At 69.9% G+C, this 14,611-nt stretch carries 12 protein-coding genes; 5 read left to right on the forward strand and 7 right to left on the reverse strand.

Translation table 11 applies throughout. The features are described from left to right. From ACQ4LY_RS09525 to ACQ4LY_RS09540, 4 genes are all read right to left on the reverse strand, one after another. On the reverse strand, nt 1–408 hold the full coding sequence (locus ACQ4LY_RS09525; RefSeq protein WP_056313010.1) for a DapH/DapD/GlmU-related protein: 408 nt from the start codon (nt 406–408) through the stop codon (nt 1–3). Between the two features lie 104 nt (nt 409–512). After that, complete coding sequence (locus ACQ4LY_RS09530) at nt 513–1,286, reverse strand: DNA-formamidopyrimidine glycosylase family protein (RefSeq protein WP_431070928.1); 774 nt, start codon at nt 1,284–1,286, stop codon at nt 513–515. Next, nucleotides 1,286–2,071 (reverse strand): EI24 domain-containing protein, encoded by a 786-nt coding sequence (locus ACQ4LY_RS09535; RefSeq protein ID WP_431070930.1) that lies wholly within the window; start codon nt 2,069–2,071, stop codon nt 1,286–1,288. Before ACQ4LY_RS09535 ends, ACQ4LY_RS09530 begins: the two co-directional genes overlap by 1 nt. A gap of 34 nt (nt 2,072–2,105) precedes the next feature. Continuing rightward, nucleotides 2,106–6,728 (reverse strand): ATP-dependent helicase, encoded by a 4,623-nt coding sequence (locus tag ACQ4LY_RS09540; RefSeq protein WP_431070932.1) that lies wholly within the window; start codon nt 6,726–6,728, stop codon nt 2,106–2,108. 69 nt (nt 6,729–6,797) lie between these two features. Here ACQ4LY_RS09540 and ACQ4LY_RS09545 point away from each other — a divergent pair, with 69 nt between their 5' ends. The 4 genes from ACQ4LY_RS09545 (at nt 6,798) to ACQ4LY_RS09560 (ending at nt 10,072) form a co-directional block, all read left to right on the forward strand. Beyond that, nucleotides 6,798–7,208 carry a DUF6157 family protein gene (locus ACQ4LY_RS09545; protein WP_431070934.1) on the forward strand — a complete coding sequence of 137 codons (411 nt, stop codon included), beginning with the start codon at nt 6,798–6,800 and terminating at the stop codon, nt 7,206–7,208. A 154-nt stretch (nt 7,209–7,362) separates the two neighbouring features. Further along, nucleotides 7,363–8,118, forward strand: a complete 756-nt coding sequence (locus ACQ4LY_RS09550; protein WP_431070936.1) for a DUF998 domain-containing protein — start codon at nt 7,363–7,365, stop codon at nt 8,116–8,118. Nucleotides 8,119–8,144: 26 nt separating this feature from the next. Continuing rightward, nucleotides 8,145–9,416: a histidine kinase gene (locus tag ACQ4LY_RS09555; protein WP_431070938.1), complete on the forward strand. Its 1,272-nt coding sequence runs from the start codon at nt 8,145–8,147 to the stop codon at nt 9,414–9,416. Next, nucleotides 9,413–10,072 (forward strand): response regulator, encoded by a 660-nt coding sequence (locus ACQ4LY_RS09560; RefSeq protein WP_431070940.1) that lies wholly within the window; start codon nt 9,413–9,415, stop codon nt 10,070–10,072. The genes ACQ4LY_RS09555 and ACQ4LY_RS09560 overlap by 4 nt, the downstream gene beginning before the upstream one ends. A 10-nt stretch (nt 10,073–10,082) precedes the next feature. On the opposite strand, the gene ACQ4LY_RS09565 is transcribed toward ACQ4LY_RS09560, so the two are convergent. Both ACQ4LY_RS09565 and ACQ4LY_RS09570 read right to left on the reverse strand, forming a co-directional pair. Beyond that, nucleotides 10,083–11,798: an ABC-F family ATP-binding cassette domain-containing protein gene (locus tag ACQ4LY_RS09565; protein ID WP_431070942.1), complete on the reverse strand. Its 1,716-nt coding sequence runs from the start codon at nt 11,796–11,798 to the stop codon at nt 10,083–10,085. Nucleotides 11,799–12,064: 266 nt separating this feature from the next. Continuing rightward, nucleotides 12,065–12,730: an alpha/beta hydrolase gene (locus ACQ4LY_RS09570; RefSeq protein WP_431075663.1), complete on the reverse strand. Its 666-nt coding sequence runs from the start codon at nt 12,728–12,730 to the stop codon at nt 12,065–12,067. A gap of 106 nt (nt 12,731–12,836) precedes the next feature. Here ACQ4LY_RS09570 and ACQ4LY_RS09575 point away from each other — a divergent pair, with 106 nt between their 5' ends. Next, entirely contained in the window at nt 12,837–13,439 is a 603-nt protein-coding gene (locus ACQ4LY_RS09575) for a DUF4916 domain-containing protein (protein WP_431070944.1), read from the forward strand. 89 nt (nt 13,440–13,528) lie between these two features. On the opposite strand, the gene ACQ4LY_RS09580 is transcribed toward ACQ4LY_RS09575, so the two are convergent. Further along, nucleotides 13,529–14,596, reverse strand: a complete 1,068-nt coding sequence (locus ACQ4LY_RS09580) for a threonine aldolase family protein (protein ID WP_431070945.1) — start codon at nt 14,594–14,596, stop codon at nt 13,529–13,531. Between the last annotated feature and the right edge of the window lie 15 nt (nt 14,597–14,611).

Genomic DNA, 14,611 nt, shown 5'->3' on the forward strand with positions numbered 1-14,611 from the left:
TCAGGCGGCGAGCCAGAGCCCCTTCTGATTGGTGGCCACGGTCAACCCGGCGGCGACCGTCTCGTCGTCGCCGATGCGTGCGCCGCGGACGATGCGTGCGCCGGCTCCGACCTCGGTGCGGACGCCGATGTGCGCGCCGTCACCGACTGCGGCACCCTGGCCGATGTGTGCGTGCGCGTCGACGTGCGCACCCTCGCCGATCACGGCGTCCGGTTCGATCCAGGCGCCGCGGGCGATGGTCGCGCCTGCGCCGATGCGAGCACCGGGTTCGATGTACGCACCCGCTTCGATGTGCGCCTTCGGATGGACCTTCGCGCCATGCGCGACGAGACCGCGGCCGTTCGCGTGCTTGCGGTACCGCAGCGTCGCGCCCTGGTCGTTCTCGATGTCGACGTAGTTCTTGCCCACGATTCCTCCCCGTGTTCCGGAGTTCCCCGGATATATCAACAACCACAGGACCGCTCGATTCATTCCCCAGCATGGATACGGGTCTTGCCGAGCATGGATTCGGGTCAGCGCTGGCAGACAGGGCACCAGAAGGTGATGCGTTCGCGGGTCGGATCCGCGCCCTGCTCGCCGCGGAGGATGAGGGTGCCGCACCGCCGGCAGGGGCGCCCAGCACGGCCGTAGACCCACGTCCCCTGGCCTGGGCGGTCGACGCCTGTGAAGGTGCGATGCCGGCGGTCCCGGTTGGTGCGGATCGTGCGCACGCCGAGGTCGAGGAGGGCCGCGACGTCGACCTCAGGGGTGGGCGTCGTCGGCAGGATTCCGCGGAGGAACAGGAGCTCCGCCGCATACTCGTTGCCGAAGCCGGCCACGTTCCGCTGATCGAGCAGGGCGACGTGGATGCTGCGCTCGTCTGCGCTCAGTCGTCGCGCTGCCTCGGCCGCATCCCAGTCCGGACCGAGCGGGTCGGGGCCCAGATATCCGACGAGCTCGTCTTCGTCGCGCGTCGGTACGACCTCGATCTCGGCGAGGTCGATGCCCACGGCCTCGCGCTCGGCTGTTCCGACGATCGCCCGCACCTTGAACGCCGGATGCCGCCACTTCTCGCCTGCGCGGTAGACGAGCCACGCGCCGTCCATGCGCAGGTGGGAATGCAGGGTGCTGTCGCCGATGCGCAGCAGCAGGTGCTTGCCCCGCGCGATCGACGAGAGGATCGGCTGGCCGGTCAGATCGAGGGTCGCGAAGCGGGGAATGCGGAGGTCGAAACGGGTGACCTCGCCGCCGACCAGGGCCTCGTCGAGACGTCTGGCGGCGCGGAAGACGGTGTCGCCCTCGGGCATCAGACGCGTCCTGATCCTGGAGGCGGGGGAGTCGCGGATCCGATCGTCTGCAGCGGTGTGCGCTGCAGCATGGTGCGGGCGAGGGTCGTCGCTCCGGCCACTGCGGCCGGCATCACCGCCACCGCGCCGCCGGGGACCAGGAAGCACAGCTGTGTCGCGACGCCGAATCCGAGCACCCGCGCCCTGCTGCCTCGGAACAGCGCCGCGCGGTCGGCGGGGGTGAGGTCGCGAGCGTCAAAGGCCCGACTCGTGAGCTCGCGCGCCAGCATCCGGCCGGAGAGCACGACGCCCGTAACCGCCGCGAGGAATCCGCCGACGAGCGGGACGAGTCCCAGGAGCAGCACGAAGAGCGCGATCAGGATGCCGAGGACCACCAGGCGCAGGCCCTCGCCCACCGCCATCCAGAAGCCGCCGCCGTCCGTGGCGGGGGCGTCGCCGAGATCCGTCTCGACTGCTCGCCAGATGCGCTGATAGAACGGGTCGCCGATCGCCAGGGCGAGAGCACTGAACACGGCGCTCGTGAGCGCGAGCGCCGCGACGAAGACGACGACGCCGACGGCCGCCCGGAGCGCGGAGCGCCAGGCGGGGATCCACCCGTCGGCGAACGGCGTCAGCGCATCGGCGATCGTGGGGAGCGAGAAAGCGAGCGGGATGAGGGCCGCCAGCAGTACGGCGCCGGCGATGACTCCGGGCACGAGGCCCAGCGCCATGAGCCCAGGACGTCGCCGCCAGGTGCCGAAGCCGCGCAGCAGGGTGAGGATGCCGTCGAAGAACTCCCGGATCATGCGTCCAGCCTAGGAGCAGCGGTCACGGGCACCGTCAGATCGCCTTGCGGAGCGTGTAGCCGCGCGGGGTCGCGACGAACCCGGCCTCTTGCAGCGCCAGCGCGAGATCGGTGCCGTAGACGCCCTCGCCGTTGACCTTCTCGACCGTGAGGGTGTCGAGGCGTCGCGCGCGGGCGGTCGCGGCCAGATCCGTCGCCGCGGCGCGAAGCACCTCGGTGTCATCGGTGAAGCACAGCACCGTGCGTCCGCCGCGTTCGAGGTAGAGCACGAGCGATCCGTCGACGAGCACGACCAGGCCGCCGGCCTTCCGCCCCGGGCGGTGCGACACGTCGTCGCGCTTGGGCCATCCGAGTGCGGCGCCGTAGGGATTGGCGGGGTCGGTCGCGGCGAGCGTGACGGCCTTGCGGGGCGGCGGGTCTGCGAGGCCGGCGAACGTGCGAAGTCGGTCGACGGTGGCGGATGCCGCGAACTGCGCCGCCCCGAGTCGTTCGATCACGTAGCCGCGGCGGCAGTGCCCCGCCTCCTCGAAACCGGCGAGCACGCGGTAGGTCTGGGCGAAGCCGCCGGGCACACCCTCGGCCTGCACGGCGCCGCGCGTCACGACGCCGTAGCGGTCGAGAAGCAGACCGGCGGTGACGGTGGCTCGGCGAGCAGCATCCGTCTCGACGGAGGGGAGCAGCGACCAGCGTCCGCCGATCGAGGACGGGCGCGGCGCGGTTCGGGCGAGCGACATGCCCCGGTAGGCGCGCGTGCGCGGGGCGCGCCGCGTGACCCGATGCGCCTGCGACCCTCCGGCGAGCAGCGACCGGATCGGGGCGAAGGTGTCGTTCGTCACTCGTCCTGCCCAGGTGAGTGTCCACAGTGCTTCGAGCACGGACTGCTCGTTCTCGGCAGCGACCATGTCTTTGAGCTGTGCCGCGAAGTAGGCGCCACCGGCCTCGAGCGCCGCGAGCACTCGCGCCTCGAGAGATTCGGCGGCGACCTCGTCGTCGGGCTCGGGGAGGGTGAAGGGCGCGAGGTCGGCGGGGTGCAGCGACACCCAGCCGTCGCGACCGGGCAGTGTGCCGTGGCCCGACCAGATCACCTCGCCTGCGGCAGTCAGCTCATCGAGCAATGCGGGGGAGTAATCGCGCACGCGTGACGGCAGAACCAGGGACTCCCAGGCGCTTGCGGGGATCGGAACCCCGGCGAACTGCTCGATCACTGTGAGGACGCCGTCGAGTCCTTCCAAGGGGCGCCCCAGGTGCTGCCAGTCGGGGAGGAAACGCGCATACGCCTCGGGTGAGACGGGCTCGACGCTGCCGCGGATCGCGGCGAGCGACCGCATCCGCAGGCGGCGCAGCACCTCGGTGTCGCACCACTCGGTCTCGTTGCCGGAGCCTGAGGCCTCGGGAAGGAAGTAGCCGCTGGTGAGGCGCCCCGAGTGCTCGAGTCGTTGCAGGGTGTGGCGCGCGACGGCGGCGCCGAGCCCGAAGCGCGCAGCGACGGCATCCGTCGTGAACGGGCCATGCGTGCGGGCGTATCGCGCGACCAGGTCGCCGAGCGGGTCGGCGAGCGGCTCGAGGAACGCGACCGGGATGCCGGTGGGCAGAGCCGCGCCGAGCGCATCGCGCAGACGGCCGGCGTCTTCGATCGCGGCGACTCTGGTGGTGCCGGCGACCGTGACCGGGATCGCGCGTCGTGCGGCGATCAGCGCGTCGAGGTGGTCGGCGCCCGACCCCGTCTCGGGATCGAGCCGCGCGTCGATCTCGGCGGCGTCCATGGGGCCGAGCATCCGCAGCAGGTCGGCGACGCCCTCGAGACCGCGTGCGCGGCGCTCAGGGTCGAGCCGCTGCGCCTCGCGCTCGAACTGGGCGATGACCTCGGGGTCGAGGAGCTCGCGCAGCTCGACCGTGCCGAGCAGCTCGCCGAGAAGCGCGGGGTCGACCGACAGCGCGGCCGCACGGCGCTCGGCGAGCGGAGAATCGCCCTCGTACATGAACGCGCCCACGTACCCGAACAGCAGGTCGCGTGCGTAGGGCGAGGGCTGCGCCGGCTGGGTCTCGATCAGTCGGATGCGGCGGTCGGCGATCGACACCGCGAGCTTGCGGAGCGAGGGGAGGTCGTAGACGTCCTGCAGCACCTCGCGGAGCGTCTCGAGGATCACCGGGAAGGTCGGGTGCCGACGGGCGACCTCGAGCAGCTGCGCCGACCGTTGGCGCTGCTGCCAGAGCGGTGTGCGACGGTTCGGGTTCGTGCGCGGCATCAGCAGCGCGCGGGCGGCGCACTCGCGGAATCGCGAGGCGAACAGCGCGGATCCGCCGACCTCCTGCGTGACCAGCTGCTCGAGCTCGTCGGGGTCGAACACGAACAGCTCGGCGCCGGGCGGCTCGGCCTCGGCATCCGGGATGCGGACGATGATGCCGTCGTCGCTCGCCACGGCCGAACCCTCGACTCCGAGGCGCTCGCGTATGCGTGCGTTGATCGCCAGAGCCCAGGGCGCGTGCACCTTCATGCCGTATGGGGAATGCAGGATGACCCGCCAGTCGCCGACCTCGTCGTGGCCTCGCTCGACCGTGAGGGTGCGGTCGGTCGGCAGCGTGCCCGTCGCCTCGCGCTGCTCGGTCAGGTGCGCCATGAGGTTCATCCGCGCCTGCTCGTCGAGTCCTGCCTCGATCAGCCGCTGCGCCGCCTTCTCGGGTGTCGCCGCCGACACCTCGCGCGAGAACTTCCCGAGCGCCTCTCCGAGCTCGAACGGACGCCCGATGCCGTCGCCGTGCCAGAACGGCACCTTGCCCGGTTGCCCGTACGCGGGAATGACGTTGACCCTGTCGTGCGTGATCTCGGCGATCCGCCAGCTCGTCGTGCCGAGGGTGAACACGTCGCCGACCCTCGACTCGTAGACCATCTCCTCGTCGAGCTCGCCGACGCGGGCGCCGGTCGATTCGCCGGCCACGAACACCCCGAACAGTCCGCGGTCGGGGATCGTGCCACCGCTCGTGACGGCGATGCGCTGTGCGCCGGGGCGCCCTGTGAGGGTGCCGGCATCTCTGTCCCAGACGAGACGCGGGCGCAGCTCGGCGAACTCGTCGGAGGGGAAGCGCCCCGCGAGCAGATCGAGAGTCGCTTCATACGCCGACCGGGGGAGGGACTGGAACGGTGCGGAGCGCCGCACGGTCTCGAACCACTCCTCGACGCCGATCTCGCCGAGGGCGCTGGCCGCGACGGTCTGCTGGGCGAGGATGTCGAGCGGATTGCGAGGCACCTGGATCGCCTCGATCTTGCCCGCCAGCATGCGCTCGGTGACGATCGCGGTGTGCAGCACGTCGCCGCGGTGCTTGGGGAAGAGCGCCGCACGGCTGATCTCGCCGACCTGGTGGCCCGCTCGTCCGACGCGCTGCAGCCCGGATGCGGCAGACGGCGGGGCCTCGACCTGGATCACCAGATCGACCGCGCCCATGTCGATGCCGAGCTCGAGACTGCTCGTCGCGACGACGCAGCGCAGCACGCCGGATTTGAGCTCTTCTTCGACCTGGGCGCGCTGCTCCTTCGACACCGAGCCGTGGTGGGCCTTGGCGAGCACGGGCTCGGCTCCGGCGGTGGCACCGGCCTGTGCCATCATCGCTGCCGGGACCGATGCCTCGGGCAGTGCGACGCCGATGCGCTCGGAGTAGATCTCGTTCAGGCGTCCGGTGAGACGCTCGGCGAGGCGTCGCGAGTTCGAGAACACGATGGTCGACTTGTTCTGCAGGATGCGATCGACGATCGCCTCCTCCACGTGCGGCCAGACTGACCCGGTGACCTCCGTGTACTCGGCGTCCGCGGAGTCGCCGGAATCCTTCGGCGCGCCGGGAGGCGGCGGCGGGTTCGTCATGTCGTCCATCGGCACGACGACACCGAGCTCGAACGTCTTCGATGCGGGCGGGGCGACGATCTCGACCGGGGCGGCACCGCCGAGGAAGCGCGCGACCTCGTCGATCGGGCGCACCGTCGCCGACAGTCCGATGCGCTGTGCGGCCGTTTCGTGGCCGTGCGAGCGGCGCAGTGCGTCGAGTCGCTCGAGGCTCACCGCGAGGTGGGCCCCTCGTTTGGTCGCGGCGACCGCGTGCACCTCGTCGATGATGACCGTGTGAACGTCGCGCAGGGTCTCGCCCGCGCGGCTCGTGAGCATCAGGTAAAGCGACTCGGGGGTCGTGATGAGGATGTCGGGAGGATCGGCGACGAGCTTGCGGCGATCGCTCGAGGTCGTATCGCCCGAGCGCACGCCGACCGTCACAGCCGGGGCCTCGACGCCGAGACGCCGCGCGGACTGCCCGATGCCGATGAGAGGCGATCGCAGGTTGCGCTCGACGTCGACGCCGAGTGCCTTCAACGGCGAGATGTAGAGGATGCGGGTGCGGGAGCCGTCTTTCTCCCGGTCGGTCTTCCGCTCGTTCTTCGCTGCGCGCCCGGTGCCCCCCGTGCGCTCGATGCTCGCCGTGCGCTCGCGGAAGACGCTGTCGATGGCCCAGAGGAACGCCGAGAGGGTCTTGCCCGATCCCGTGGGTGCGACGACGAGCGCGTGCTTGCCGGCCGAGATGGCGTTCCACGCTCCGACCTGGGCTGGCGTGGGTGCGGGAAAGGCACCCCGGAACCAGTCTTGCGTGGCGGGGGTGAAGCGGTCGAGCACGTCGCTCATCCCTCCATCATCACCTGTGCCACCGACATCGGGGTCGCCATTGTCGGAGGGCGAGTGCATGCTGTAGGCATGGCAGCGCACACCACCGACTACGTGAGCACCTTCATAGAGGTCGCAGAGGACTGCCCGGTCGACCACGCCGAAGAGCCGCCGATGGGTGAGAAGCCGACGATCGCGGCTCTCCACTACAGCTTGATCGCGCAGGAGCCGTATGCGCACACCTCCGACGACGTGATCTTCACGACCCATGCGCTGCGCAATGGACTCGATCCCGACGACGCGGCGGCGCGAGAGACGTTCTTCTCGAAGGGTCAGCCGTGCCTGCGGTCGTCACCGCTCGGCAAGCGCTACGGCTGGGGCATCGCCCACGACGGCGAGGGGCGGGTCGCACTCGTGCCCCGCGACTCCGAGGACTACGCACTGCTCGCCGCCGACCCCGCGATCGCGCACACTCGGGCGATGAGGAGCCGGCGCGCCTGAGTTCAGACCGCCGCGAGCGACGGTTGTCGCCGGACGCACGAGGAGACCGGCCGACGGCCATGCCCTGAGGGGGTCATCCTCAAGTACGACACCGCCCGGAAGGGGGTATCCCAGGCCGACGCGGCGAGTGGGGGCGCGATTTTAGCGTCGCAGTATGTCCTCCACCGATACCTCCAGCCTCTCCGTCCCGTCCACTTTCGTCGTCACCCGAGCGGCCGCCGCGATCGTCGGCAGCGTACTCGTCGGAGTCGCCCTCGGGCTCATCTGGCTCGCCCGTCTGAGCACCGACAGGACTCTGTACGTGAGCGGCCTCGGAGCGGACGGGGAACCCACCGCCGGTGCATTCGAGATCGCGCTGATACTGCTCGCCGTCGGCGGGTTCGCTGTCGCATGGGCGGCTCGCGGACTCCGCTCGACCGTCCCGGTGCTCAGCCTGTGGACGCCGGCCCTCTCCATCGCGATCGCCTCGTCGCTGTTCCTCCTCGCCTCCCAGGTGCCGTGCACCTCGGGGTGCCCGCTGCCGGTGGGAGACACCTTCACCTGGCAGGATCTCGTGCACACCACGGCCGCGGTGCTCGCGTTCGCGCTCGCCGCAGTGGCGATGCTCCAGGCGTCCTTCATCGACGGTCGCCCTGTGCTGCGCAGGCTATCGCTCGGGGCAGGCATCTCCACGGCCGTGATCGCCGGGGTGGGCGGCATCCTCTCGCTGCTCCAGTTCCGCACCGACGTCGGAAGCATTCTCGAGCTCGTCGCCACGACGATCGGGATGGGCTGGCTCATGATCCTCGGATTCGCGACCGCGCATGCGGTCGGACTCGATGCCGCCGACATGTCGACACGCCCTCTCGCGGCGCAGCCCGAGGCGATCGGCGCACACGTGGATGAGCGCTCGCTCGTCTCGATGCACTGATCCGGTGGGGTGCGTAGAGTCGTTGCATGGCAGAGTCACCGTCGGGCTCCGAGGCGACCGCCGCCCTCCCACGGCCCGCAGGAGCGGTTCGCCGCTTCTGGAACGGGCATCCCTGGCTCGTCGACTCCGTGGTGGCCGGTGTCTATCTGATCCTCGCGATGTTCGCGGCGGTGCTCACGCCCCTGTCGTCGGGTGTCTGGACACCGAGCGTCGACGTCGTGTTCCCGGCGGCAGCCGCGATTGTCGGCAGCGTCTCGCTGATGTTCCGGCGCCGCAACCCCTGGGCCGCAGTGGCGGTCTTCGGGGCGATCGCGGTCGTCTCGATCATCCTCGGAGTCGTCGCGGAACCTCTGGGGGCGGCGCTCGCGCTCTACGCGGTCTTCGTCTACCGATCGAGTCGCAGTGGCTGGATCGCCTTCAGCATCCTGACGCTCGTCATCGCACTGCTCGCGCCGTTCGTGGATGGGCTGCTGCGCGACCGTCCTGCCTTCCTGTTCGGCCCCATCGACCTCATCTCCTTCGTCTTCCTGTTGATCGCGGCCTTGATGGGGATCACCGTGGGTGACCGGAGACGCTACATCGGGGCGATCGTCGATCGCGCGAATCAGCTCGCCCGTGAGCGCGATCAGCAGGCGCGGCTCGCGACACTTGCCGAGCGGGCCCGCATCACCCGCGAGATCCACGACGTCGTCGCGCACAGCCTGTCCGTGATGGTGTCGTTGGCGGACGGGGCGGGCGCGCTCGTGGAGAAGGATCCGCAGCGCTCCCGGAGCGCGATCGGCGAGATCGGCGACGTCGGGAGGCAATCCCTCGGAGAGATGCGTCAGCTTCTCGGCGCACTCGGAGATGATCCGCAGCCGGGGGAGGAGACCGATCCGCTCCGTCCGAATCCGGGCCTGCAGGAGATCCCGGCACTGGTCGAGACCTTCCGTTCGGCGGGGCTGCCGGTGTCCGTGCGCTCGCTCGGATCTGCTCCCTCCTCGCCCGCGCTCCAGAACGCGATCCACCGGATCGTGCAGGAGGCGCTCACCAACGCCCTCCGCTATGCGAGAGAGCCGCGCGAGGTCGTCGTCACCCTGGACTTCGCCGGATCTGACGTGGTGATCGACGTGACCGACGACGGGCAGCCCGGCCCCGCAGCGGTGTCGGTCGGTTCCGGCCGAGGGCTCATCGGCATCCGTGAGAGGGTACGGCTCTACGAGGGCACGGTCGAGACGGGGCCGCTCCAGGGCGGCGGCTGGCGTGTGCGTGCCGTGATCCCCGAGCAGGGTGGACCCGAACAAGAGGAGCAGCGATGAACCCGCAGCCCATCCGAGTGCTGATCGTCGACGACCACGAGCTGATCCGACGCGGCATGCGCATGGTGTTCGACGCAGAATCCGAGATGCAGGTCGTCGGAGAGGCCGCTTCCGGCGCGGAAGCCGTGCATCTCGCGGCCGAACTGACTCCCGATGTCATCCTGATGGACATCCGGATGCCCGAGATGGACGGCATCGAGGCGACGCGACGCATCGTCCGCAGCTCTCCCGGCAGCCGGGTTCTGGTGCTCACGACATTCGATCTCGACGAGTACGCGTTCGGAAGCCTGCGCGCGGGAGCGAGCGGATTCCTGCTCAAGAACACGCCTCCGGCTCAACTGATGACCGCGATCCGCTCGATAGCCGCGGGGGATGCACTCGTCTCTCCGCGCGTCACCAGGGCGATGCTCGACCTGTTCGCGGCCCAGCTGCCCCGGGAGACCGAGCCGGACGACGAGCGGGTGAGCATCCTCACCGATCGCGAGCAGGATGTCCTGCTCGCGATCGCGAAAGGGCTCAGCAACGCCGAGATCGGAGAGACCCTCTTCGTGTCGGAATCGACGGTGAAGACCCATGTCGGCCGCATCCTGCACAAGCTCGATCTGCGCGACCGCGTGCAGGCGGTGATCTTCGCCTACGAGGCGGGCCTCGTCTGATCCTCGCTCCTCACCCCACCTCCCTCAGTGCGCCCTCGCCGTCCGACTGGACCTCGAGTGTGAGGTCCAGATCGAGCCTGGCGAGGAACGCGTCGTCGTGACTCACGACGAGCACGGCCCCGCGGTAGGCGCGCAACGCCTCGACGAGCTGATCGACGGTGTCGATGTCGAGGTTGTTCGTCGGCTCGTCGAGCACCACGAGATGCGGTGCCGGATCAGAGAGCAGCAGCTTCGCCAGTGCCACCCGGAAGCGCTCGCCGCCGGACAGCGCGGCGACCGGCCTCTCTGCGGTGGCCCCTCTGATCAGGAACCTCGCCAGTCGGTTGCGGAGCTCCTTCTCGGGCACCTGTGGTGCGGCATCCGCGATGTTCTCGAACACCGACCGGTTCTCGTCGAGCCCGTCGACGCGCTGCGGCAGGTAGCCGATGCGATCGGTGAGAGCCGTCGCCGTCAGCGCCGGACGTTCCGTGCTGGTCGCCGGCTGTTCCGTATTCAGCGGGGATTCCTCGAGCGTGCCCTCCGGGCCGTCATCCGGCCGGATCAGCGGAATGGGTGCTGAATCGTGAACGCTGCCGGCGGCATCCGCCACGAGCCGTTCGAGCAGCGTCGTCTTGCCTGCGCCGTTGCGCCCGACCAGCGCGACGCGTTCCGGACCCTGGATGATCCACGAGTGCTCACCGTCGCCGATCGTCGCGATGCGACGACTTCGTGACACCTGCGGATCGGGCAGCTCGATCTTCATCGACGCGTCCGAACGCAGACGGCGTCCGGCTTCATCGAGGGCTGTGCGCGCGGCATCCTCCTTCGCGCCGACCTCTGTGCGGAGCTTTCCCGCCGACACCTCGGCCGCCATCTTGCGGCCGTGGGCGATGATCTTCGGCACCCGCTTCTCGATCTCGGCCTTCTTCGCCGTGCGCGAGCGGTGAGCGAGCTTCACCTCCGCCTCGATGCGCTGACGCTTCTCTTTGCGGAACTCCTGCTTCGCGGTGACCTCGGCCTGCCTCGCCGCCTCCTGCTCGGCGTCCAACCAGGCCCGCCATTCGGAGTACGGTCCGCCGAAGACGTTCAGCGTCTGGGCGTAGAGCTCGGCGGTGTCATCCATGAGCTCGAGCAGCGACAGATCGTGGCTGACCACGATCAGCGTGCCCTTCCACGAGCTCACCATCGTCGCCAGCTTCGCGCGGGCGTCACGGTCGAGGTTGTTGGTCGGCTCGTCGAGCAGGGTGATCGGCGCTCGCCGCAGGCGAATGCCGGCGATCGCGACGAGCACCGCCTCGCCTCCGGACAGCTCGCCGACCCTGCGGTCGAGGAACTCGGGGTCGAGGCCTGCTTCTCCCAGGGACATCTCGGCGCGGGCCTCGATGTCCCAGTCGTCGCCGACCGCATCGAAATGCGCCTGGTCGACATCGCCGGCTCCGATCGCCCTGACGGCGTCCAGCGGCACGGCGACTCCGAGGAGGTCGGCGACCCTGCGGTCGACGTCGAGCGTGAGCTGCTGTGGGAGGTAGGCGACCTCACCGGACGCTGTGAGGAACCCCGAGGTCGGGGTGAGCTCGCCCGCCATCAGTCGCAGCAGGGTGGACTTGCCCGCACCGTTGCGGCCGACGAGTCCGGTGCGACCCGTGCCGAAGGATCCGGACACGGCGTCGAGCGCGGTCGTGCCGTCGGGCCAGGTGAACGTGAGACGGTCGAGAGTGACCGAGGAGTGAAGAGTGGGGACTGACATGGTGTCTCCTGTCGAGTGCGAGGGTGCACTGACACCGGTCGCCCGGGACCCCGTCTGAGCGGGATGCCGTCGCGAAGGACAGCGGGCGATGGTCTGCCGTGGAGTCGGCGATCGTCGGGTCAGCGCGCGAGAGGATGAGCGCGGAGGCGACGGATCAGATCAAAGGACTTCCAGACACGGCGGACAGGACTCCACGACGATACCCGGGCGTGTCGGGGTTTGGCAACCCCGGGCGTGTCGTGCGCGAGAGCGGTCCGATGTACGTCTCAGCTCTTCGCTCTGCGGCTCAGCCACTTCGTGAGGAAGGCGTGCACGTCGCCGAGCTCGTCTTCCGAGATGCTGTGCGTGAGCCCGGTGTAGACGCGCCCCGACAGCTCGGAGTGCGCGGGCAGCCACTGCGCGGTGTGCGCGACGCGGGCCTCGGGGATCACCTGGTCGTTCGTGCCCCGACCCCAGAACACATGCGGTTTCCGCTCGGTCAGGGACTCGTCGTTCGGCAGCTCTCCCGAGGCGACGTATCCGCTGAGCGCGACGACCGTGTCGACCCGTTCGGGGGCGAGGCGCATGGCCTGGAGAGCGACGGCAGCGCCCTGTGAGAAGCCGAGGAGAGCCAGGGTCGGAGCATCCGCAGCGGCCTCGTCGAGCCAGTGCAGGAACGCCTCGGCGGCGGCGGCCACGGCGTCGGAGCTGCGTCCGTCGAGTCCTTCGATCGCGTACCAGGATCGGCCGGGCATCGGCCAGGGCGGTGCGAGAGGGGCGGCGACGGATGCCACGGCGACGCCGTCCGGCAGATACGGCGTCAGCCCGAAGAGGTCGTGCTCGTCGGCTCCATAGCCGTGCAGCAGCACCAGCAGCGGCATCCCTGCCCGATCCGCGGTGGACCAGCGGGTGAGGGTGCCGTCGATCGTCAGTTCTTCGCTCACCTGCACCATCCTGCCAGCGGGGGCGGACACGCGCCCGGTCGGCCGGACGAATCGTATGCCGGCGTGGGATGTCAAGTCAGTGTCGGGTCGAAGGTGCGGCTGGTAGAAAGGACACATGGCCGTCCGCACACCTGATCCCGACCCCGAGCCCGACGACGGGATCGAGGGCTTCGGCGACGCTCAGCCTCCTGCTCGAGACACGAACCCGGGCTGGCTGAGCGAGTTCGAGCTCGAAGAGGCGCGTCGTCATCTGCCGATGCTCTACGTCGAGGCGATTCCGGTGCGCACCGACGGATCTGGGCAGGTGACCGAGATCGGCATCCTGCTGCGCTCCACCCCGATGGGCGAGATGACGCGCACGATCGTGTCGGGGCGCGTGCGCTTCGGCGAGACGATCCGCGACGCGCTGTTCCGCCACGTCGAGAACGACCTCGGGCCCATGGCGTTCCCGCTGCTGCCGCCGCAGCCGCTGCCGTTCACGGTCGCCGAGTACTTCCCGATCCCCGGCGTCAGCGCCTACCACGACGACCGGCAGCACGCCGTCTCATTGGCGTTCGTGGTGCCGGTGACGGGCACGTGCGAGCCGCGACAGGACGCGCTCGAGGTCACCTGGTTCTCGGCCGAGGCCGCAGGGTCTGACGCGGTGGCCGCCGAGATGGAGGGCGGGCGAGGCACGCTCATCCGTCTGGCGCTCGCCAACCTCGGACTGATGCGCTAGCAGACGATCCCCGTCGAACGCGAGAGACCCACCGTCACGAGATCTGACGGTGGGTCTCCTCGTGTGTCGCAGGCGCCGCGACCGGAATATCAGCGCGAGGTGAGACGGGCGAGCTCGGCGACGAACTCGTCGACGTCGGACTCTTCGGTGTCGAAGCCGCACATCCAGCGGACCTCGTTGCGAGCGGCATCCCAGTCGTAGAAACGGAACGACTCGCGCAGCTGGTCGGCAACTCCCGCAGGCAGCTGCGCGAAGACGCCGTTCGCCTGGGTCGGCTGGGTGAACGAGACGCCGTTGATCGCGCCGTCGGCGATGCCGGTCTCGATGGTGCCGCGCAGGCGCTGGGCCATCGCGTTCGCGTGCCGGGCGTTGCGCAGCCACAGGTCGCCCTCGAGCAGCGCGATCAGCTGCGCAGACACGAAGCGCATCTTCGACGACAGCTGCATGTTGAACTTGCGCGAGTACTGCAGCCCGTTCGATGCCTCGGGGTTCAGCACCACGATGGCCTCGCCGAGCATGGCGCCGTTCTTGGTGCCTCCGAAGCTGAGCACGTCGACGCCGGCGTCGCGGGTGAACGCACGCAGCGGCACGTCGAGGGCCGCGGCCGCGTTCGAGATGCGCGCCCCGTCGAGGTGCAGGGTCATCCCGCGCTCGTGCGCGTGGTCGGCCAGCGCACGGATCTCGTCGACCGAGTACAGGGTGCCGAGCTCGGTCGACTGCGTGATCGAGACCACGAGCGGCTGCGCACGGTGCTCGTCGCCCCAGCCCCAGGCCTCGCGGTCGACGAGCTCGGGGGTGAGCTTGCCGTCATCCGTCGGCACGGCGAGGATCTTGAAGCCGCCGATCTTCTCGGGGGCACCGCCCTCGTCGACGTTGATGTGCGCGGAGGATGCCGCGATCACGGCGCCCCACCGGGGCAGCATCGACTGCAGGCCGGTCACGTTCGCGCCGGTGCCGTTGAACACCGGGAACGCCTGGACGCCGTCGCCGAACTGCGCGCGGAAGACCTCCTGCAGGCGCTCGGTGTAGGCATCCTCGCCGTACGCGACCTGATGGCCGCCGTTCGCCGCCGCGATGGCCGCGAGGACCTCGGGGTGGACGCCGGAATAGTTGTCGCTGGCGAAGCCCCGGACGGCGGGGTCATGCTGAATAGTCACCGGACAAGCCTACGG

It is taken from the genome of Microbacterium phyllosphaerae, assembly GCF_050628115.1.
Classification (GTDB): Bacteria; Actinomycetota; Actinomycetes; order Actinomycetales; family Microbacteriaceae; genus Microbacterium; species Microbacterium phyllosphaerae_A.

Bases quoted from the DNA above. Each gene is read 5' to 3' on its own strand.
- ACQ4LY_RS09545 (WP_431070934.1), top strand. From the start codon at position 6,798: ATGGCAGCGCACACCACCGACTACGTGAGCACCTTCATAGAGGTCGCA.
- ACQ4LY_RS09565 (WP_431070942.1), bottom strand. From the start codon at position 11,798: ATGTCAGTCCCCACTCTTCACTCCTCGGTCACTCTCGACCGTCTCACG.
- ACQ4LY_RS09535 (WP_431070930.1), bottom strand. From the start codon at position 2,071: ATGATCCGGGAGTTCTTCGACGGCATCCTCACCCTGCTGCGCGGCTTC.
- ACQ4LY_RS09575 (WP_431070944.1), top strand. From the start codon at position 12,837: ATGGCCGTCCGCACACCTGATCCCGACCCCGAGCCCGACGACGGGATC.
- ACQ4LY_RS09540 (WP_431070932.1), bottom strand. From the start codon at position 6,728: ATGAGCGACGTGCTCGACCGCTTCACCCCCGCCACGCAAGACTGGTTC.
- ACQ4LY_RS09550 (WP_431070936.1), top strand. From the start codon at position 7,363: ATGTCCTCCACCGATACCTCCAGCCTCTCCGTCCCGTCCACTTTCGTC.
- ACQ4LY_RS09570 (WP_431075663.1), bottom strand. From the start codon at position 12,730: ATGGTGCAGGTGAGCGAAGAACTGACGATCGACGGCACCCTCACCCGC.
- ACQ4LY_RS09560 (WP_431070940.1), top strand. From the start codon at position 9,413: ATGAACCCGCAGCCCATCCGAGTGCTGATCGTCGACGACCACGAGCTG.
- ACQ4LY_RS09530 (WP_431070928.1), bottom strand. From the start codon at position 1,286: ATGCCCGAGGGCGACACCGTCTTCCGCGCCGCCAGACGTCTCGACGAG.
- ACQ4LY_RS09555 (WP_431070938.1), top strand. From the start codon at position 8,145: ATGGCAGAGTCACCGTCGGGCTCCGAGGCGACCGCCGCCCTCCCACGG.